At 70.6% G+C, this 17438-nt stretch carries 14 protein-coding genes; 7 read left to right on the top strand and 7 right to left on the bottom strand.

Going from position 1 to position 17438, the window contains the following annotated elements; genetic code table 11:
• Window positions 1–3: 3 nt before the first annotated feature.
• The 5 genes from ACFQ6X_RS16930 to ACFQ6X_RS16910 form a co-directional block, all read right to left on the bottom strand.
• Window positions 4–909, bottom strand: coding sequence for a carbohydrate kinase family protein (locus ACFQ6X_RS16930; protein ID WP_383182152.1), 906 nt, complete (start codon window positions 907–909; stop codon window positions 4–6).
• Complete coding sequence (locus tag ACFQ6X_RS16925) at window positions 906–1859, bottom strand: pseudouridine-5'-phosphate glycosidase (RefSeq protein ID WP_383182150.1); 954 nt, start codon at window positions 1857–1859, stop codon at window positions 906–908. The genes ACFQ6X_RS16930 and ACFQ6X_RS16925 overlap by 4 nt, the downstream gene beginning before the upstream one ends.
• Window positions 1860–1922: 63 nt before the next feature.
• The gene (locus ACFQ6X_RS16920; RefSeq protein ID WP_383182148.1) at window positions 1923–3239 is read right to left on the bottom strand and encodes an MFS transporter; all 1317 of its coding nucleotides are present in this window, start codon (window positions 3237–3239) and stop codon (window positions 1923–1925) included.
• Between the two features lie 48 nt (window positions 3240–3287).
• On the bottom strand, window positions 3288–3833 hold the full coding sequence (locus tag ACFQ6X_RS16915; protein WP_383182146.1) for a methylated-DNA--[protein]-cysteine S-methyltransferase: 546 nt from the start codon (window positions 3831–3833) through the stop codon (window positions 3288–3290).
• A gap of 56 nt (window positions 3834–3889) precedes the next feature.
• Entirely contained in the window at window positions 3890–4762 is an 873-nt protein-coding gene (locus ACFQ6X_RS16910; RefSeq protein ID WP_383182144.1) for a glycerophosphodiester phosphodiesterase, read from the bottom strand.
• 214 nt (window positions 4763–4976) lie between these two features.
• Here ACFQ6X_RS16910 and ACFQ6X_RS16905 point away from each other — a divergent pair, with 214 nt between their 5' ends.
• From ACFQ6X_RS16905 to ACFQ6X_RS16885, 5 genes are all read left to right on the top strand, one after another.
• The gene (locus ACFQ6X_RS16905; RefSeq protein ID WP_383182142.1) at window positions 4977–5849 is read left to right on the top strand and encodes an MHYT domain-containing protein; all 873 of its coding nucleotides are present in this window, start codon (window positions 4977–4979) and stop codon (window positions 5847–5849) included.
• Between the two features lie 39 nt (window positions 5850–5888).
• On the top strand, window positions 5889–8006 hold the full coding sequence (gene uvrB / locus ACFQ6X_RS16900; protein ID WP_329212212.1) for an excinuclease ABC subunit UvrB: 2118 nt from the start codon (window positions 5889–5891) through the stop codon (window positions 8004–8006).
• A gap of 132 nt (window positions 8007–8138) precedes the next feature.
• A complete protein-coding gene (locus ACFQ6X_RS16895; RefSeq protein WP_096629140.1) occupies window positions 8139–8717 on the top strand; it encodes a TerD family protein in 579 nt (192 codons plus the stop codon).
• 109 nt (window positions 8718–8826) lie between these two features.
• Complete coding sequence (locus ACFQ6X_RS16890) at window positions 8827–10761, top strand: TerD family protein (RefSeq protein WP_383182140.1); 1935 nt, start codon at window positions 8827–8829, stop codon at window positions 10759–10761.
• Between the two features lie 263 nt (window positions 10762–11024).
• Window positions 11025–12032, top strand: a complete 1008-nt coding sequence (locus tag ACFQ6X_RS16885) for a TerC family protein (RefSeq protein WP_383182138.1) — start codon at window positions 11025–11027, stop codon at window positions 12030–12032.
• Window positions 12033–12124: 92 nt separating this feature from the next.
• Here the strand turns inward: ACFQ6X_RS16885 and ACFQ6X_RS16880 are convergent, their stop codons facing one another.
• Together ACFQ6X_RS16880 and ACFQ6X_RS16875 are read right to left on the bottom strand one after the other, a co-directional pair.
• Complete coding sequence (locus tag ACFQ6X_RS16880; protein WP_383182136.1) at window positions 12125–12781, bottom strand: MBL fold metallo-hydrolase; 657 nt, start codon at window positions 12779–12781, stop codon at window positions 12125–12127.
• A gap of 10 nt (window positions 12782–12791) precedes the next feature.
• Window positions 12792–13481: a maleylpyruvate isomerase family mycothiol-dependent enzyme gene (locus ACFQ6X_RS16875; protein ID WP_383182134.1), complete on the bottom strand. Its 690-nt coding sequence runs from the start codon at window positions 13479–13481 to the stop codon at window positions 12792–12794.
• 174 nt (window positions 13482–13655) lie between these two features.
• Between ACFQ6X_RS16875 and uvrA the strand changes: the two genes are divergently transcribed.
• Complete coding sequence (gene uvrA / locus ACFQ6X_RS16870; protein ID WP_383182132.1) at window positions 13656–16676, top strand: excinuclease ABC subunit UvrA; 3021 nt, start codon at window positions 13656–13658, stop codon at window positions 16674–16676.
• A 257-nt stretch (window positions 16677–16933) separates the two neighbouring features.
• Entirely contained in the window at window positions 16934–17362 is a 429-nt protein-coding gene (locus ACFQ6X_RS16865; RefSeq protein WP_383182129.1) for a Rieske (2Fe-2S) protein, read from the top strand.
• Window positions 17363–17438: the final 76 nt, after the last annotated feature.

Genomic DNA, 17438 nt, shown 5'->3' with positions numbered 1-17438 from the left:
CCCCTACGCCGGACGAGGCCCCGGGCGCCCGCCGACCGTCGCGACCGCCTCGGCCCCGGCCCGGCAGCCGGCCGCAGCCGCCGCGGCATCGTCCGCCCCGGCGATGAGGGCGGCGAGGAAACCGCCGGTGAAGGCGTCGCCCGCGCCCGTCGAGTCGACCGGATCCAGCACGGCCGGGGCGGGTACCCGTGCGGTCACCGTGCCCCCGGCCGCCAGCAGGACGCCCCGGTCCCCGAGGGTGACGGCGACCCGCCCGGCGTGACGGCTCAGCTTGGCCGCCGCGTCGGCCGGGTCCGGCAGGCCGGTCAGCTCCCGGGCCTCGTCCGCGTTGGGCAGCAGCAGGTCCACGCCCGCGACCAGGTCCAGGAAGGCGCCGGCGCCCAGAGCGGCGAGGAAGCCCGCCGACGCCGGGTCCACACTCACCGGGATGCCCCGCTGCCGGGCCTCCCGCAGCGCCAGCTGCGCCGTCGCACGGCTCGTCGCCGCGAAGAGGAGATAGCCGGAGAGGTGGAGCCGGGCGACTCCGTCCAGCAAGGACGCCGACCAGTCGTCGGGGGAGAGGCGCAGGACCGCGCCGCTGTCGGTGAGGAAGGTGCGCTCGGCGGACGAGTCGACCAGGGCCACCACCGTGCCGGTCGGCGCCTGCTCGTCGACGGACAGCAGCGGGCGCACCCCCGCCCGTTCCAGCGCACTGCGGTGCCAGGCCTCCGAATCGGCCCCGGCCCGCGCCAGCAGTCGCGCGTCCCGGCATCCCGAACGAACCGCCCAGCACGCGACGTTGGCGCCCGCCCCGCCCGGCAGCGTGCTGATCCGCGCAGGCGTGTCCGTGCCGTGGACCACGGCCGAGCCGTGCCGGACGACGACATCGGTGACCACATCGCCGACGACGAGAAGCCCGCCCTCGGTCACCGCGCCGCCGCCGCTGCTGCGATCCGCGCGGCCAGCTGCACGTTCCCGCGCACGGCGGCCAGATTCGCTTCCAGGGACGCCCCGTCGGTCTCCCGCATCAGGTACTCCAGCAGGAACGGGGTGACGGCCTGCCCCACGATCCCGCGCTCCCGGCAGGCGTCCAGAGCCTGCGCGAGCACCCGGTCGTGCACCTCGGGGTCCAACTGCTCCTCCTCCGGTACGGGGTTGGCGACGATCAGCGCGGCGGCGGGACCCCCGAGCTCCTCCCGGGCCCGCATCACGTCCGCGACCTCCCGCGGTGTACGGACCGTCCAGTCGACGGGCTCGCCCGAACTGCTCAGGTAGAAGCCGGGGAAGAACTCCGTGCCGTAACCGAGCACGCCGACGCCGAGCGTCTCGAGGCGCTGGAGCGTGGCCGGCACGTCGAGGATCGACTTCACACCCGCGCAGACCACGGTGATGCCGGTCCTGGCGAGCAGCCGCAGATCCGCGGACTCGTCCTGCGTCTCGGTCCACTCCCGGTGTACGCCGCCGAGCCCTCCCGTCGCGAAGACGCTCAGCCCGGCCCGCGCCGCCAGGAACGCGGTCGCGGACACGGTCGTCGCCCCGCTCGCTCCCTGGGCGAGTGCGGGCGCGAGGTCGCGGTGGCCGAGCTTCCGCATCGCCGGGTCCCCGGCCACCCGCTCCAACCGGTCGGCCGTCAGACCCACATGGGCCCGGCCGTCGAGCACGGCGACGGTGGCGGGCACGGCCCCCGCCTTGCGTACGAGCTCCTCCAGCTCCTCCGCGACCTGGAGGTTGCGGGGGCGCGGCAGACCGTGGGCGATGATCGTCGACTCCAGGGCGACGACGGGGCGGCGGTCGGCGAGAGCGTCCCGCACCTCGGTGGAGAGCACGGGGGCGTGACGGCCGGTTTCCTGCGACGTGGATGCCGATGGGTTCCGATGCATGCCCCATCCCTGTCGCAGGCACGGCGCCCGCAAACCCGGACGGGGCGGGGATCCGTCGGTCTCTCAGGCCTTCCCGGACACCGGGGTCCGCCGGTTGAGGCTCCGGCGCAGGGCGAGCGCGGCCAGCGGCAGCAACAGACAGGCGGCGGCCGTGTTCAGCCAGCCGTAGCTCAGCCGGGAGACGATCACTCCGGCGACCGCGCCGCCGATGCCCGCCGCCGTGTTCATCGTGAGGTCGGAGAGGCCCTGCACCGCGGCGCGGGCGGCCTGCGGCACGGAGTCGGTGAGCAGCGCCGAACCGGCGACCAGACCGGCCGACCAGCCGAGGCCCAGGACGAACAGGCCCGCGGCCGTCCGGCCGTGCCCGGCGCCCGACGTACCGGCCAGCACCGCGGCGCAGCACAGCAGGCCGACGGCGAGACCGATCACGGACAGCCTCCCCACCCGGTCGGAGAGCCAGCCCATGATGGGCGAGAACGCGTACATGCCCGCGATATGACCGCTGATGACGAGCCCGATCAGCTGGATGTCCGCGCCGTGGTGCCCGAGATGGACCGGGGTCATGACCATGATCGAGACCATGGTGGTGTGCGACACCGCGATGGTCACCAGCGCGAGACGGGCCATCGGGGAGGCCCGCACCGCCGCGATGCCCGCCCGCAGGGAGCGCTGCTGGGCGGTCCCGGTCTCCTGCGGGGCGAGCGCGCGGGCGGTGAGCAGCGGATCGGGGCGCAGCAGCACGGCGACCACGGCACCGGTGAGCAGGAAGATGGCGGCGGCCCAGGCGAACGGACCGGCCGTCTCGGGCACGGAGGTGCCGCGGAAGACATGGCCGGCGGGTGCCGAGATGTTGGGGCCGAGGACCGAACCGATCGTGGTGGCCCAGACGACGTTGGAGATCGCCCGCCCGCGGCGGTCCGGCTCGGCCAGATCGGCTGCGGCGAACCTGGCCTGGAGATTGGCCGACGAACCGGCGCCGAAACCGGCCATGCCGACGAGCAGCAGGGGGAAGCTGCCCACCACGGCGGCGGTCACGACCAGGGACGCGCCCACCGCCCCGATCAGATAGGCGAGAACGAGTCCGGGGCGCCTGCCCCGTGAGGTCATCAGGGCGGCCAGAGGCAGTGACAGCAGCGCGGTGCCCGCCACCGAGGCGGTCGGGGCGAGCCCGGACAGGGCATCGGAGCCGCTCACCTCCGCCGCCAGGACCGGTGCCAGGGCGATACCGATGGCCACGCCGAGGCCGCCGAGTATCTGGCTGCCGATGAGTACGGCGGAGGTCCTGCGCTGCAGCGCGGGCAGGTCCGCAGCCGTGATCCGGGAGGTGGGGAGGGCTTCTGTCACCGCCGAAGTGTGCCAGTTCGTATGCCCGTGCGACATCCCGTTTCCGGCCCAGATGTGCCCGGGCGGGACCGCGCCCGACAGTCCTCAGAACAGCGGCTGGGGAAGGACCCCCTCGAGCGCCAGCAGCTGCCGCTTGGTCTCCAGCCCGCCGCCGAAGCCGCCGAGCCCTCCGTCGCTCTCCACCACGCGGTGGCACGGCACCACGACCGGCAGCGGATTGGAGCCCATCGCCGCCCCGACGGCCTGGGCGGCCCCCGGCTGCCCCACCCGACCGGCCAGGTCCCCGTATCCGACGACGGTGCCGTAGGGCACGCCGGCTGCCAGCTCGCGGAGCACCTCGCGGTTGAAACCGGAGGTCAGCGACCAGTCCAGGTCCAGTGAGAACGCGCGCAGCCCGCCCGCGAAATACGCGGCGAGCTGGCGCTCGGGCTCGGCGAGCCGCGCGGAGCCGGGTGCCTGTACGGGCTCCGCGCCCAGCCGCGTCCGTATGTGCCCGAGTGCCTTGTCCCGGATGGCGGGGCGCGCGTGGAAGACCACGTTCACCAGGCCCGTGCCGGTCGCGGCGAGCAGGAGCGGCCCGATGTCGCTCTGCACGACGGACCACTCCACGCTCTGCTCGTTGCTGTCCATGCGACCACGGTACGGCGGGCCACTGACAACGCCCGGCCACGGCCCTTGCGGATCCCTCAGCGGGTGGCGTCCCGCACGATGTCGGGGTTGTTGGTGATGATGCCGTCGACACCGAAGCCGGCCACCTTCGCCGCGTTCGCCGCGTCGTTGACCGTCCAGGTGTTCACCTGGAGCGGCTTCCCGTGGGGGCCCTTCAGCTTCTGGACCGCGGCGACGTAGTCGGCGCCGATCGTCGTGTACGACGGATTGATCTGGTCGGTGAAGGCCGCGTACGCCGGCAGATCGGCCACCGCGGGGGTGCCGAGGAAGCCGGTGACGACGTCGGGACGCTGAGCGTGGACAGCTTTCACACTCTCTGCACCGAAGCTCTGGACGATCAGCCGGTGCTTGACGTGACCGCGATCCAGCCACCCCTCCTCGCGCAGGATCCGCAGGGTCTCCTTCTCGATTCCCGGGTAGGTCTCCGGGCTCTTGATCTCCAGGAGGAGCTTCTGGCGGTTGCGCTCGACACGGTGCAGGTACTGCGTGAGCGTAGGCACCCGTGCCCCCGCGTACGCGGCGCCGAACCAGCTGCCCGCGTCGAGCTTCGCGATCTCGGCAGCGGTGAAGTCCTTGACCGCCCAGGGGGCGCGGCCGGGGAAGACCTGCTCGGCGTCGGTGGTCCGCCCGAGAGTGGTGTCGTGCACGACGACCAGCACACCGTCCTTGGTGAGCTGCACGTCGTTCTCCACCCAGTCGATGCCCAGACGGTCGGCGGCGTCCACGGCCGCCAGGGTGTTCTCCGGGGCGTAGGCGGAGGCGCCGCGGTGGGCGAAGACGAGCGGGCCGTCCTTCGCGCCCACCGCCTGCGCCTGGGCGGCGGGCAGCAGGACACAGCCGCCGAGCAGAGCGGCGACAGCGGCGGAGGCGGTTGCGGTGCGTACGGACACGTGTACTCCTCGCGTCGGGGTGTGGACATGCAGAGACTCCCAGTCGGTACCCAACGGACGACGGGAGGGCGATGACCACAATGTGAACGGTTTGTTCGCTACCGGATCGTGGACCGGCTCCGAGCCGGATAAAATGCCCCTCTTATGTTTGCCTGCCGGGCCTCGCCCTTTAGGGTCACCCCCGAACCCGGGCTTCCGCGAAGGGCGTACCAGCATGCAGGGCACAGTCGACGGTTTCAGTTACGGCCTCCTGACCCCGGTCGTGGCATTCCTCATGGCGTGCCTCGGCGCGGCTCTCGGGCTGCGCTGCACCACACGGTCCCTGCGCACCGAGCGCTCCTTCAAGGCGGGCTGGCTGGCTCTGGGCGCCACCTCCATAGGCTCCGGCATCTGGACGATGCACTTCGTCGCGATGCTCGGCTTCTCGGTCGAGGAGGCACCGGTCAGCTACGACAGGCCGCTCACCTTCGCCAGCCTCGCCGTGGCGATCGTGATGGTCGGGATCGGCATCTTCATCGTCGGGTACCGGGGCGCCACGCGCATGGCACTGGTCACCGGCGGCACGATCACGGGCCTCGGCGTGGCCTCGATGCACTACCTCGGCATGGCCGGAATGCAGTTCGAGGGGCAGTTCGCGTACGACACGGTCACCGTCTCGCTCTCCGTCGTCATCGCCGTGGTGGCCTCGACCGCCTCGCTGTGGGCCGCCGTCTCCATCCACGGTTTCCTGCCCAGCCTCGGCGCGAGCCTGGTGATGGGCGTCGCCGTGAGCGGAATGCACTACACGGGAATGGCCGCGCTCAGCGTGCATCTGCACCCGGCCGTGGCCCAGGGGACGCAGGCAGGCGACACACCTGCCTCGCTGCTCCTGCCGATGCTGATCGGGCCGGCCTGCTTCCTGCTCCTCGCCGGGGTGGTCGTGCTGTTCGATCCGCTGGTGGTGATGGGCGCTCCCGACGGGCCGGACCGCCGGCCCGGTGACCGCCCGCGCAGCGCCGGGCAGGTCCCCGGCATCCCCGTCCAGCGGCGCCACACGTCGTACGGGACCGCGGTCCGCGGGGAGTACCGGCAGCCGCGGAATCGCTGATCCGGCGCCGTTGTCAGTGGCGGGTCGTACGGTGGTTGCATGCGGCCCGTTTCGAAGATCGAACGTTCGATGGCGCCTTTCGAGGTCATCAGTCCCTACCAGCCCAGCGGTGACCAGCCCGCGGCCATCGCCGAGCTGGAGCGGCGTGTCCGCGGCGCCGAGAAGGACGTCGTCCTGCTCGGCGCGACCGGCACCGGCAAGTCGGCGACGACCGCGTGGATGATCGAGAAGCTGCAGCGGCCGACCTTGGTGATGGCGCCCAACAAGACGCTCGCAGCCCAGCTGGCCAACGAGTTCCGCGAGCTCCTCCCGAACAACGCCGTCGAGTACTTCGTCTCGTACTACGACTACTACCAGCCCGAGGCGTACGTCCCGCAGTCGGACACCTACATCGAGAAGGACTCCTCGATCAACGAGGAGGTCGAGCGGCTGCGCCACTCCGCGACGAACTCACTGCTGACCCGGCGCGACGTCGTCGTGGTCGCCTCCGTCTCCTGCATCTACGGCCTCGGCACACCGCAGGAGTACGTGGACCGGATGGTCCAGCTCAAGGTCGGCGACGAGATCGACCGCGACCAGCTGCTGCGCCGTTTCGTCGAGATCCAGTACACCCGCAACGACCTGGCGTTCGCCCGTGGCACCTTCCGGGTGCGCGGCGACACGATCGAGATCTTCCCGGTGTACGAGGAGCTCGCCGTCCGGATCGAGATGTTCGGCGACGAGATCGAGGCGCTCTCCACCCTCCACCCGCTCACCGGCGAGGTCATCAGCGAGGACGAGTCGCTCCACGTCTTTCCCGCCAGCCACTACGTGGCGGGCCCCGAGCGCATGGAGAAGGCGGTCGGCGGCATCGAGGCCGAGCTCCAGCAGCGCCTCGCGGAGCTGGAGAAGCAGGGCAAGATGCTGGAGGCCCAGCGGCTGCGCATGCGCACGACGTACGACATCGAGATGCTCCGCCAGATCGGCACCTGCTCCGGCGTCGAGAACTACTCGATGCACTTCGACGGCCGTGATCCGGGTACCGCGCCCAACACCCTCCTCGACTACTTCCCCGAGGACTTCCTCCTCGTCCTGGACGAGTCGCACGTCACGGTGCCGCAGATCGGTGCGATGTACGAGGGCGACGCCTCCCGGAAGCGGACGCTCGTCGACCACGGCTTCCGGCTGCCCTCCGCCCTGGACAACCGCCCGCTGAAGTGGGAGGAGTTCCTGGGCCGCATCAACCAGACCGTCTATCTGTCCGCCACCCCGGGGAAGTACGAGCTCTCCCGGGGCGACGGATTCGTGGAGCAGATCATCCGGCCCACCGGGCTCGTCGACCCCGAGGTCGTCGTCAAGCCCACCGAGGGCCAGATCGACGACCTGGTGCACGAGATTCGCAAGCGGACCGAGAAGGACGAGCGGGTCCTGGTCACCACCCTCACCAAGAAGATGTCCGAGGACCTCACCGACTACTTCCTCGAGCTCGGCATCCAGGTCCGGTACCTGCACAGCGACGTCGACACCCTGCGCCGCATCGAGCTGCTGCGCGAACTGCGCTCCGGCGAGTACGACGTCCTGGTCGGGATCAACCTGCTGCGCGAGGGCCTCGACCTTCCCGAGGTGTCACTCGTGGCCATCCTCGACGCGGACAAGCAGGGCTTCCTGCGGTCCGGCACCTCTCTGATCCAGACCATCGGCCGTGCCGCCCGTAACGTGTCCGGACAGGTCCACATGTACGCGGACAAGATCACTCCGGCGATGGCTCAGGCGATCGACGAGACCAACCGCCGCCGTGAGAAGCAGATCGCGTACAACACCGAGCGCGGGCTCGACCCGCAGCCGCTCCGCAAGAAGATCAACGACATCGTCGCGACCATCGCCCGCGAGGAGGTCGACACCGAGCAGCTCCTCGGCACCGGCTACCGGCAGGGCAAGGGCGCCAAGGCCCCCGTTCCCGCACTCGGCGGAAAGGCCTCGGCCGGCAAGGCCAAGGGGGGCGGCGCGGCGGTCACCGACCGGCCCGCCACGGAGCTCGCCGGGATCATCGAGGAGATGACGGACCGGATGCGGGCGGCCGCCGCGGACCTGCAGTTCGAGGTGGCAGCCCGACTGCGCGACGAGGTGGGCGAGTTGAAGAAGGAGCTGCGCCAGATGAGGGAGGCGGGACTGGCCTGACCGGCGTGCACCAGGTGTGTTGCAAGAACGACACAAAAACGGCCCTTACCTGCTTCCGCCCTGAGCGGACTGCGTAGGGTGCGGGGAAACCGCACACGGACGGTTGCGGGGCAAGCGGAGAGGGGACAGCGCGTGACGGTCAATATGACCAAGGGTCAGGCCATCAGCCTGCAGAAGAGCGACGGGGGGACCCTGACCGCGGTACGGATGGGGCTCGGCTGGCAGGCGGCTCCGCGCCGCGGTCTGTTCGGCTCGCGCACCCGGGAGATCGACCTGGACGCCTCGGCGGTGCTCTTCGCCGACAAGCAGCCTGTGGACGTCGTGTTCTTCCGTCACCTCGTCAGCGACGACGGCTCGGTCAAGCACACCGGCGACAACCTGGTCGGCGGCGCCGGCTCGGGGGGTGACGACGAGGCGATCCTCGTCGACCTGCAGCGTGTCCCGGTCCACATCGACCAGATCGTCTTCACGGTGAACTCCTTCACCGGCCAGACGTTCCAGGAAGTGCAGAACGCCTTCTGCCGCATCGTCGACGAGACGAACGGCCAGGAGCTCGCCCGCTACACGCTCGACGGCGGCGGCCAGTACACGGCCCAGATCATGGCCAAGGTGCACCGTGCGGGCAGCGGATGGCAGATGACCGCCCTCGGAAACCCGGCCAACGGCCGGACCTTCCAGGACCTGATGCCGTCCATCCTGCCGCACCTGTAGCAGGACCGGACCTCGGTCCGACGTCAGTACGAGCAGCTCCCGGAGGCATCCGCCGCCGGGAGCTGCGCCCATGGCAGGGCACCACACCGAACGTCGAGGGGACAGGGCAATGACGGCCGAGCTGGTCCGGGGGCAGAATCACACGTTGCCCCAGACCCGTCTGGAGATCAGGGTGTCGGCGGGCTCGCCCGTCGTGGCCGGTGCCACGCTCGGGGACGAGCAGGGCACGGTCCACGGCGTCGAGTGGATCGCCCACCCCGGATCGCCCCAGCTGCCCGGACTCGAGGTGTCCAGGCAGGCCGCGGCCGACCACCGCCTCGCAGTCGACCTGGAGGCGCTCCCCGACGCGGTGCACCGCGTCACCGTGCTCCTGGCCCTGCCCCTGGGGGCCGGCAGGCCCGTCCGGTTCGGTGCGGTCGCCGCGCCGTTCGTCGCCGTCACCGGACTCGACGGCACCGAGATCGCCACCTTCACCCTCACGGGCCTGGACGCCGAGTCCGCCGTGACGGCACTGGAGCTCTACCGCCGGCAGGGGGTCTGGAAGGTCCGTGCCGTCGGCCAGGGATACGCTGCCGGGCTCGCCGAGATGCTCGCCGACCAGGGCGTGGCACAGGCCGCGGAGCTGGCACGCTCGATACAGGAGGCGGTCGCCTCCGGCCTGGCCCGCTCCGTGACACCCCCGCCGCCGCGCACCGCGGACGGGGGGCGCGTACGTCAGCCGGCCGGCCCCGTTCCGCCCACGGGCGGCGGTGAGCCCCACCCCCGGGGCACCGAGCCCGTCGGTGAGCCGTCCCCGCCGGTGGCCGACCCCACGACGGGCGGCCCCATCGACTACGCGCATCCGCGCCGCCAGACCACCGCACCGCCCCCGCCCCCTCCGGTGGCGCCTCCCGCCGCACCGGGACAGCCCGCCCAGCCCGTCGCCGGTGACGCCACCGGCTGGTCCATGGACGAGCGCCTCTACAACCAGATCTGGGGCATGTTCGAGGACCTGGCCCGGGCCACCGCCGCCTATCGCAGCGCGGTCGACTTCGCCGAGTCCCGGATGGACCAGGAGCTCGACAGGGCCCTGTCCGACCCGCGCAGCCGCATCGGCGGCACCGGTGACCGGGCTCGTGAGGAGGCCCGGGCCAAGCGCGACGAGCTGACCGCGCGGGCGCGCGAGGCGCTGGACCGCGATCTCGCCCAGCTGGCCGCCGAGTCCGCCGTGGTCGAGCCCGCGCTCCCCGCCACGTACGCGGGCTGGGGCAACCCCGTCTGGCACGCCTACCGGGTGCCGATGGAGATCCCGATGGCGCTGCGCATCGGCGACCTCCATCTGCCCGAGCGCACCGACCTGCACATCCCGCTGCTGGTGCGACTGCCGCTGGAACGCGGGATCTGGGTCGACAGCGGCCGTACGGCGTCCGAGGCCACCGCTCTGACGGACAGCGACCAGTTGCGCCGGCTCGGCATGGAGACCGCGGTCGCCCTGGCCGCCCGGATGCTCGCCGTCTATCCCGCGGACGAGTTCTCGGTGCATGTCATCGACCCTGCAGGCTCCGCGGCCGGTGCGCTCGCGCCCCTGGTCGGCTCCGGGGTTCTCGCGGAGCCTCCCGCCGCCGGTGCCGGGGGAGTGGCTTCGATGCTCGCCCGGCTGACTCGACGCGTCGACCTGGTGCAGATGGCCATCAGGGCCGGTGCCGCCGACTCGCTCCCGCCGGACCTGGACACGGGCGAGCAGTTGCTGATCGTCAACGACTTCCCGCACGGTTTCGACGACCGGGCGGTCACCCAGCTGCGCTATCTGGCCGACGAGGGCCCCGCCGTGGGCGTGCACCTGCTGATGGTGGCCGACCGCGAGGACGCGCGGGCCTACGGTCCCGTGCTCGATCCGCTGTGGCGGTCGCTGCTGCGGATCACCCCGGTCGCCGACGACCATCTGGCCGATCCGTGGGTGGGCCACGCCTGGACGTACGAGCCGCTGAGGCCGCCGCAGGGCAGCCGCGTCCTGGAGCAGGTACTCGCGCTGGTGGCCGCCGCTCGGCGTAACGGCCATCGCTGAGTCCGGGCGTCCCGGGGAGACTCCGTAAAGTGGCCTGACCAGCCCTTTTGGCTCTCCCTTGTCTGTGACTTTACCTTTTCTTGGTAGTTCCTGTACTGTTCTTTGGGCGGAGGGGAGTACTCCCGATCGCGACGTTCCCGTCAGTACGGACTGTGACCGGTCCCGGGGCGTCGGCCCCGTGCGCAACCCGCGCACCCTGGGTGGAAGAGACCTCCGGCAGCGACGACGCTGATCTATAGCCGTAGCGAACTGCCGGAGGCGCAGTGGACGTTTCATGGACCCTTTGGACGCTGACCATTCTTGGTCTCGTCGCCCTCATCTCCGTCGACTTCTTCATCGGGCGCAAGCCCCATGACGTGTCGACCAAGGAAGCCGGAATCTGGACCATCGTCTGGATCGTCCTGGCCGCGCTCTTCGGGCTCGGTCTGCTGGTCTTCGGCGAGAGCCAGGCCTCGGGCGAGTTCTTCGCCGGCTACATCACCGAGAAATCGCTGAGCGTCGACAATCTCTTCGTCTTCGTCCTGATCATGGCGAAGTTCTCGGTGCCCTCACACCTCCAGCAGCGGGTGCTGCTCGTCGGTGTGCTGATCGCCCTGGTGCTCCGAGCGATCTTCATCGCCGCCGGCGCCGCGGTCATCGCCAACTTCTCGTGGGTCTTCTACATCTTCGGCGCGTTCCTGATCTACACCGCCTGGAAGCTCATCCAGGAGGCGCGGGCCGGCGAGGAGGAGGACGAGTTCGAGGAGAACCGTCTCCTGAAGTCGATCGAGCACCGCTTCGGTGTCGCCGACAGGTACCACGGGACGAAGCTCTTCATCCGCAACAACGGCAAGCGCGTCATGACCCCGCTCATGGTGGTCATGCTCGCCATCGGCACCACCGATGTGCTGTTCGCGCTGGACTCCATTCCCGCGATCTTCGGCCTGACCCAGGACCCGTACATCGTCTTCACCGCCAACGCGTTCGCTCTGATGGGCCTGCGTCAGCTGTACTTCCTCATCGGCGGTCTGCTGAAGAAGCTGGTCCACCTCAGCTACGGGCTCTCGGTGATCCTCGGCTTCATCGGCGTCAAGCTGGTGCTGCACGCACTCCACGAGTCCGGGGTGCACGTCCCCGAGATCTCCATCCCGTTCTCCCTCACCTTCATCTGCGGCGTCCTGGTGGTCACGACGATCACCAGCCTGATCGCCAACAAGCGGACGGCGGCGGCGGAGGCCGAGCAGGCGGAGGCGTCCGACGAGGAGAGCAAGAGCATCGGCGCCCAGAAGTAGGCCCGAAGCAGGACCGGCGGAAGCGGAGCCGGTAGAAGCACGACCAGTGGACGAATCGGCGGCCGGGGCCAACAGGCACCCGGCCGCCGGTGTCACCAGCCGCGCTCGCGCCACTCCGGCAGATGAGGCCGCTCGGCGCCGAGCGTGGTGTCGTGTCCGTGCCCCGGATAGACCCAGGTCTCGTCCGGCAGCGGGTCGAAGAGCTTGGTCTCCACATCGTGGAGCAGGCTCGCGAACGCCTTCGGGTCCTTGCGCGTATTGCCGACCCCGCCCGGGAAGAGGCAGTCCCCCGTGAACAGGTGCGGCGCCCCGTGCGGGTCGTCGTAGACCAGCGCGATGGAGCCCGGGGTGTGGCCGGCCAGATGGCGGGCGGTCAGCGCGACCCGGCCCACCCGGATCGTGTCCCCGTCCTCGACGAGTACGTCGGTGGGGACCGGAATACCCTCGGCGTCGTACCGTCCCGCGTACGTGCGCGCCCCGGTGGCCGCCACGACCTCGCCCAGTGCCTGCCAGTGGTCACCGTGCTGATGAGTGGTGACGACCGAGGTGATCGAGTCGTCCCCGATCAGCTGCAGCAGGGTCCCGGCCTCGTTCGCGGCGTCGATCAGGAGCTGCTCGCCGGTGGCCCGGCAGCGCAGCAGATAGGCGTTGTTGTTCATCGGGCCGACAGCGACCTTGGAGATCATCAGATCCGTCAGCTCGTGCACATTCGCAGGTCCGCCGACCTTGACCGCTCCGCTGTACGTCATACGTCTCAGCCTATAGCGGGGGCAGTGCGGGAAGGGGGCCGCCTTCCGCGGTGAGCCCGGAGCCGTCGCGGCGCCCGCAGAGCCAGCCGAGGATGTCGGCCGCGCTGCCCCGGACCACGACCGGTCCGGCGTCGGCGCCCCCGCCGGTGGTCCAGAGACGGCCGTCGGGGGTCACCGCCGTCGTGGGCGGCACGGCGGGATGCCCGGCGAACCGCTCCGCCAGGAAGTCGTTCTCCCGGATCACGAACTCCTCCGGAAGGTCCTCCAGCTCGTAGCCGATCCCCAGGTCGACATGGTGCAGCTCGATCTCGACCCAGCGGCGGAACGGGACCCGCGAGGCGGAGTCCGTCACGCCGTTGCGCATCGTGATCGTGCGGGACCAGTCGGCGGGCGCCCCGGCAGCCGCCAGGAAGCCGTCCCCGCTGCCGCGCAGGTCGGCGAGCTGTTCGGCGAGGGGGCGGGGCGCATCGCGGTCGATGTCGGCGTCCCGGGTTTCGCTGCTCGCGTACATGGGGCGGCCCTGGAGAACATTTACGAGGGCGTCGGCGTTACGTGACAGGTGGGCGAGGACATGTCCTCTGCTCCAGCCCGGCAGCCGTGACGGCTCGGCGACGGCGGCGTTGTCCAGTTTGCCCGTCGCGCTCAGGAGCCGTTCGGTCGCTTCACGTACAGCGTCCAGGTCGTGCACATGATCAATCATGAGGCCGAGCCTAGCCTCGCCACTCATTCGGGTGAAGGAGTCATCAGCCGTCCGTAAATCGAATGCGCGTGCTATACGCTCGGAGTCGAAACTCCCTACATCGCTGTGGCGCCCCCCATACCCTGGGACAGGGGCTCAGTTCCCCCACTTCTCTCCAGAAAGGTGCGGACCGGCGTGGCCGACCGTCTCATCGTCCGTGGCGCGCGCGAGCACAACCTGAAGAACGTCTCGCTCGACCTCCCCCGTGACTCCCTCATCGTCTTCACCGGGCTCTCCGGGTCGGGCAAGTCCTCGCTCGCGTTCGACACGATCTTCGCCGAGGGGCAGCGGCGCTACGTGGAGTCGCTCTCCTCGTACGCACGGCAGTTCCTCGGCCAGATGGACAAGCCGGACGTCGACTTCATCGAAGGTCTGTCGCCCGCCGTCTCCATCGACCAGAAGTCGACCTCGCGCAACCCGCGCTCGACGGTCGGCACCATCACCGAGGTCTACGACTACCTCCGGCTGCTCTTCGCCAGGATCGGCAAGCCGCACTGTCCCGAGTGCGCCAGGCCGATCTCCCGCCAGTCGCCCCAGGCCATCGTCGACAAGGTCCTCGGCCTGCCCGAGGGCAGCCGCTTCCAGGTGCTCTCCCCGCTGGTGCGCGAGCGCAAGGGCGAGTTCGTCGACCTCTTCGCCGATCTGCAGACCAAGGGCTACAGCAGGGCCCGGGTCGACGGCGCGACGATCCAGCTCTCCGAGCCGCCCACGCTGAAGAAGCAGGAGAAGCACACCATCGAGGTGGTCATCGACCGCCTCACCGTGAAGGACAGCGCCAAGCGCCGGCTGACCGACTCGGTCGAGACCGCGCTCGGCCTCTCCGGAGGCATGGTCGTACTCGACTTCGTCGACCTCCCGGAGGACGACCCCGAGCGTGAGCGGATGTTCTCCGAGCACCTCTACTGCCCGTACGACGACCTGTCCTTCGAGGAGCTCGAGCCCCGCTCCTTCTCCTTCAACTCCCCCTTCGGCGCCTGCCCGGACTGCACGGGCATCGGTACGCGCATGGAGGTCGACCCGGAGCTGATCGTCCCGGACGAGGACAAGTCGCTCGACGAGGGCGCGATCCACCCCTGGTCGCACGGCCACACCAAGGAGTACTTCGGGCGCCAGATCAACGCACTCGCCGAAGCGCTCGGATTCCGGACGGACATCCCCTGGGCAGGGCTGCCGCAGCGTGCCAGGAAGGCCCTGCTGCACGGCCACAAGATCCAGACCGAGGTGCGCTACCGCAACCGCTACGGGCGTGAGCGCGCCTACACCACCCCCGCCTTCGAAGGTGCGGTGCAGTTCGTCAAGCGGCGGCACTCCGAGGCCGAGAGCGACTCCAGCCGGGAGCGCTTCGAGGGCTACATGCGTGAGGTGCCCTGCCCGACCTGTGAGGGCACCCGGCTCAAGCCGATCGTCCTCGCGGTGACGGTGATGGAGAAGTCCATCGCCCAGGTCGCCGCGATGTCGATCAGCGAGTGCGCCGAGTTCCTCGGCCGCCTCAAGCTGAACGCCCGCGACAAGAAGATCGCCGAGCGGGTGCTCAAGGAGGTCAACGAGCGGCTGAAGTTCCTCGTCGACGTCGGCCTCGACTACCTCTCGCTGAACCGTGCCGCGGGAACGCTGTCCGGTGGCGAGGCCCAGCGCATCCGGCTGGCCACCCAGATCGGCTCCGGACTCGTCGGCGTGCTGTACGTGCTGGACGAGCCGTCCATCGGGCTGCACCAGCGCGACAACCACCGGCTGATCGAGACCCTGGTCCGGCTGCGCGACATGGGCAACACGCTCATCGTCGTCGAGCACGACGAGGACACCATCAAGGTGGCCGACTGGGTCGTCGACATCGGCCCCGGAGCCGGTGAGCACGGCGGCAAGGTCGTCCACTCCGGCTCGCTCAAGGACCTGCTGGCGAACAAGGCCTCGGTCACCGGGCAGTACCTGTCCGGCAAGAAGTCCATCGCGATGCCCGACATCCGGCGCCCCGTCGACCCGACGCGCCTGCTCACGGTGCACGGCGCCCGGGAGAACAACCTCCAGGACATCGACGTGTCCTTCCCGCTGGGCGTCCTCACCGCGGTCACCGGTGTCTCCGGTTCCGGGAAGTCGACCCTGGTCAACGACATCCTGTACACCCACCTGGCCCGCGAGCTCAACGGGGCCAAGTCGGTCCCCGGGCGGCACACCCGCGTCGAGGGCGACGACCTCGTCGACAAGGTGGTCCACGTCGACCAGTCGCCGATCGGCCGTACGCCCCGGTCCAACCCGGCCACGTACACCGGAGTCTTCGACCATGTCCGCAGGCTGTTCGCCGAGACGATGGAGGCGAAGGTGCGCGGCTATCTGCCGGGCCGCTTCTCCTTCAACGTCAAGGGCGGCCGCTGCGAGAATTGCTCGGGCGACGGCACGATCAAGATCGAGATGAACTTCCTGCCCGACGTGTACGTCCCGTGCGAGGTCTGCCACGGAGCGCGTTACAACCGGGAGACGCTGGAGGTCCACTACAAGGGCAAGTCCATCGCCGAGGTGCTGGACATGCCGATCGAGGAGGGCCTGGAGTTCTTCGAGGCCGTCCCGACGATCGCCCGCCACCTCCGCACGCTCAACGAGGTCGGCCTCGGATACGTCAGGCTCGGCCAGTCCGCGCCGACGCTCTCCGGCGGTGAGGCGCAGCGGGTGAAGCTGGCGAGCGAACTGCAGAAGCGCTCCACCGGCCGCACGGTCTACGTCCTGGACGAGCCGACGACCGGTCTGCACTTCGAGGACATCAGCAAGCTCATCACGGTGCTCTCCGGGCTGGTCGACAAGGGCAACTCGGTGATCGTCATCGAGCACAACCTCGATGTCATCAAGACCGCCGACTGGGTCATCGACATGGGCCCCGAGGGCGGCAAGGGCGGCGGCCTGGTCATCGCCGAAGGCTCCCCGGAGCATGTCGCCTCGGTGCCTGCCAGCCACACCGGGAAGTTCCTCCAGACCGTCCTGGGCGCGGAGCGGATCAGTGCGGCCACGGTGCCCGCCGCCCGTAAGCCGGCCCGCAGGACGGCCGCCAAGAAGGCGGTCGCCGCGAAGGCGGCCCCGGCCCGCAGGACGGCCACGGCCAGGACGGCCAAGAAGGCCGCGGCCGAGGAGCCCGCACCGAAGAAGGCCACCCGCACGCGGAAGGCCTGACACCGTCCGGACGAGGCGGCCCCCGGCACCCCGGGGGCCGCCTCGGTGCCGTCCCTGGCCCCGGCCGGCCGCGCCCCGGTCTCCGCCCCCGCCGGCCGGGGTCCGGGCGGGCCCGGTCGAAGGGGCGGCGTTCTCCGCCGGTATCGTCGGGTCTGTCGCCGATGCCTTCAGGTGCCACCTGGGCCCGATGTCCGTGGGCATCCGGTCCCGCGGGGCACGAACGACGCCTCTCTGTCCCCCCGACCAGTGGAGACCGCATGTCCGGCCTGCCCGCCGCCCGCCGTACCGTACTGAAGGGCGCCGCTCTCGCCGGTGCCGCCGGGCTGGGAGTGGCCGCCTGCTCGACCGACTCGAAGCTCGGCCACGCACAGACGCCGACGCCCACCGCGCCCGTCGAACTGGGCGCCGCCGACGAGGTCCCGGTCGGCGGGGCGAAGCTCTACCGGGAGCAGCGGCTCGTCGTGAGCTGCCCGGCGAAGGGCCAGTACAAGGCGTTCAGCGCGCAGTGCACCCACGCGGGCTGTCTCCTGGACAAGGTCGAGGGCAACGAGGGCAACTGCCCGTGCCACGGCAGCCGGTTCGACATGACGACCGGCAAGGCGCTGCACGGCCCGGCCACCGTGCCGCTGCCCGCCGTCCCGGTGAAGGTCGAGGGCGGAAAGCTGGTCGCGGGCCCCGAAGCCTGACAGCGGGCGGCGCGACCGCCTCCGGACCTGCGTCGGGCGCACCCCTGACGGCCCCCGGTCCCCGCGCTCGCCGGAG

This window comes from Streptomyces sp. NPDC056452 (assembly GCF_042796085.1).
GTDB lineage: Bacteria > Actinomycetota > Actinomycetes > Streptomycetales > Streptomycetaceae > Streptomyces.
Note: the sequence above shows the minus strand (reverse complement) of the source record. Positions and strands in the feature narration are given on the sequence as shown.

What these genes read in the sequence shown, in the direction of transcription:
- ACFQ6X_RS16920 (WP_383182148.1), bottom strand. Translation starts at nt 3,239, where the DNA reads ATGTCGCACGGGCATACGAACTGGCACACTTCGGCGGTGACAGAAGCC.
- ACFQ6X_RS16875 (WP_383182134.1), bottom strand. Translation starts at nt 13,481, where the DNA reads ATGATTGATCATGTGCACGACCTGGACGCTGTACGTGAAGCGACCGAA.
- uvrB (WP_329212212.1), top strand. Translation starts at nt 5,889, where the DNA reads ATGCGGCCCGTTTCGAAGATCGAACGTTCGATGGCGCCTTTCGAGGTC.
- ACFQ6X_RS16925 (WP_383182150.1), bottom strand. Translation starts at nt 1,859, where the DNA reads ATGCATCGGAACCCATCGGCATCCACGTCGCAGGAAACCGGCCGTCAC.
- ACFQ6X_RS16865 (WP_383182129.1), top strand. Translation starts at nt 16,934, where the DNA reads ATGTCCGGCCTGCCCGCCGCCCGCCGTACCGTACTGAAGGGCGCCGCT.
- ACFQ6X_RS16915 (WP_383182146.1), bottom strand. Translation starts at nt 3,833, where the DNA reads ATGGACAGCAACGAGCAGAGCGTGGAGTGGTCCGTCGTGCAGAGCGAC.
- ACFQ6X_RS16890 (WP_383182140.1), top strand. Translation starts at nt 8,827, where the DNA reads ATGACGGCCGAGCTGGTCCGGGGGCAGAATCACACGTTGCCCCAGACC.
- ACFQ6X_RS16905 (WP_383182142.1), top strand. Translation starts at nt 4,977, where the DNA reads ATGCAGGGCACAGTCGACGGTTTCAGTTACGGCCTCCTGACCCCGGTC.
- ACFQ6X_RS16880 (WP_383182136.1), bottom strand. Translation starts at nt 12,781, where the DNA reads ATGACGTACAGCGGAGCGGTCAAGGTCGGCGGACCTGCGAATGTGCAC.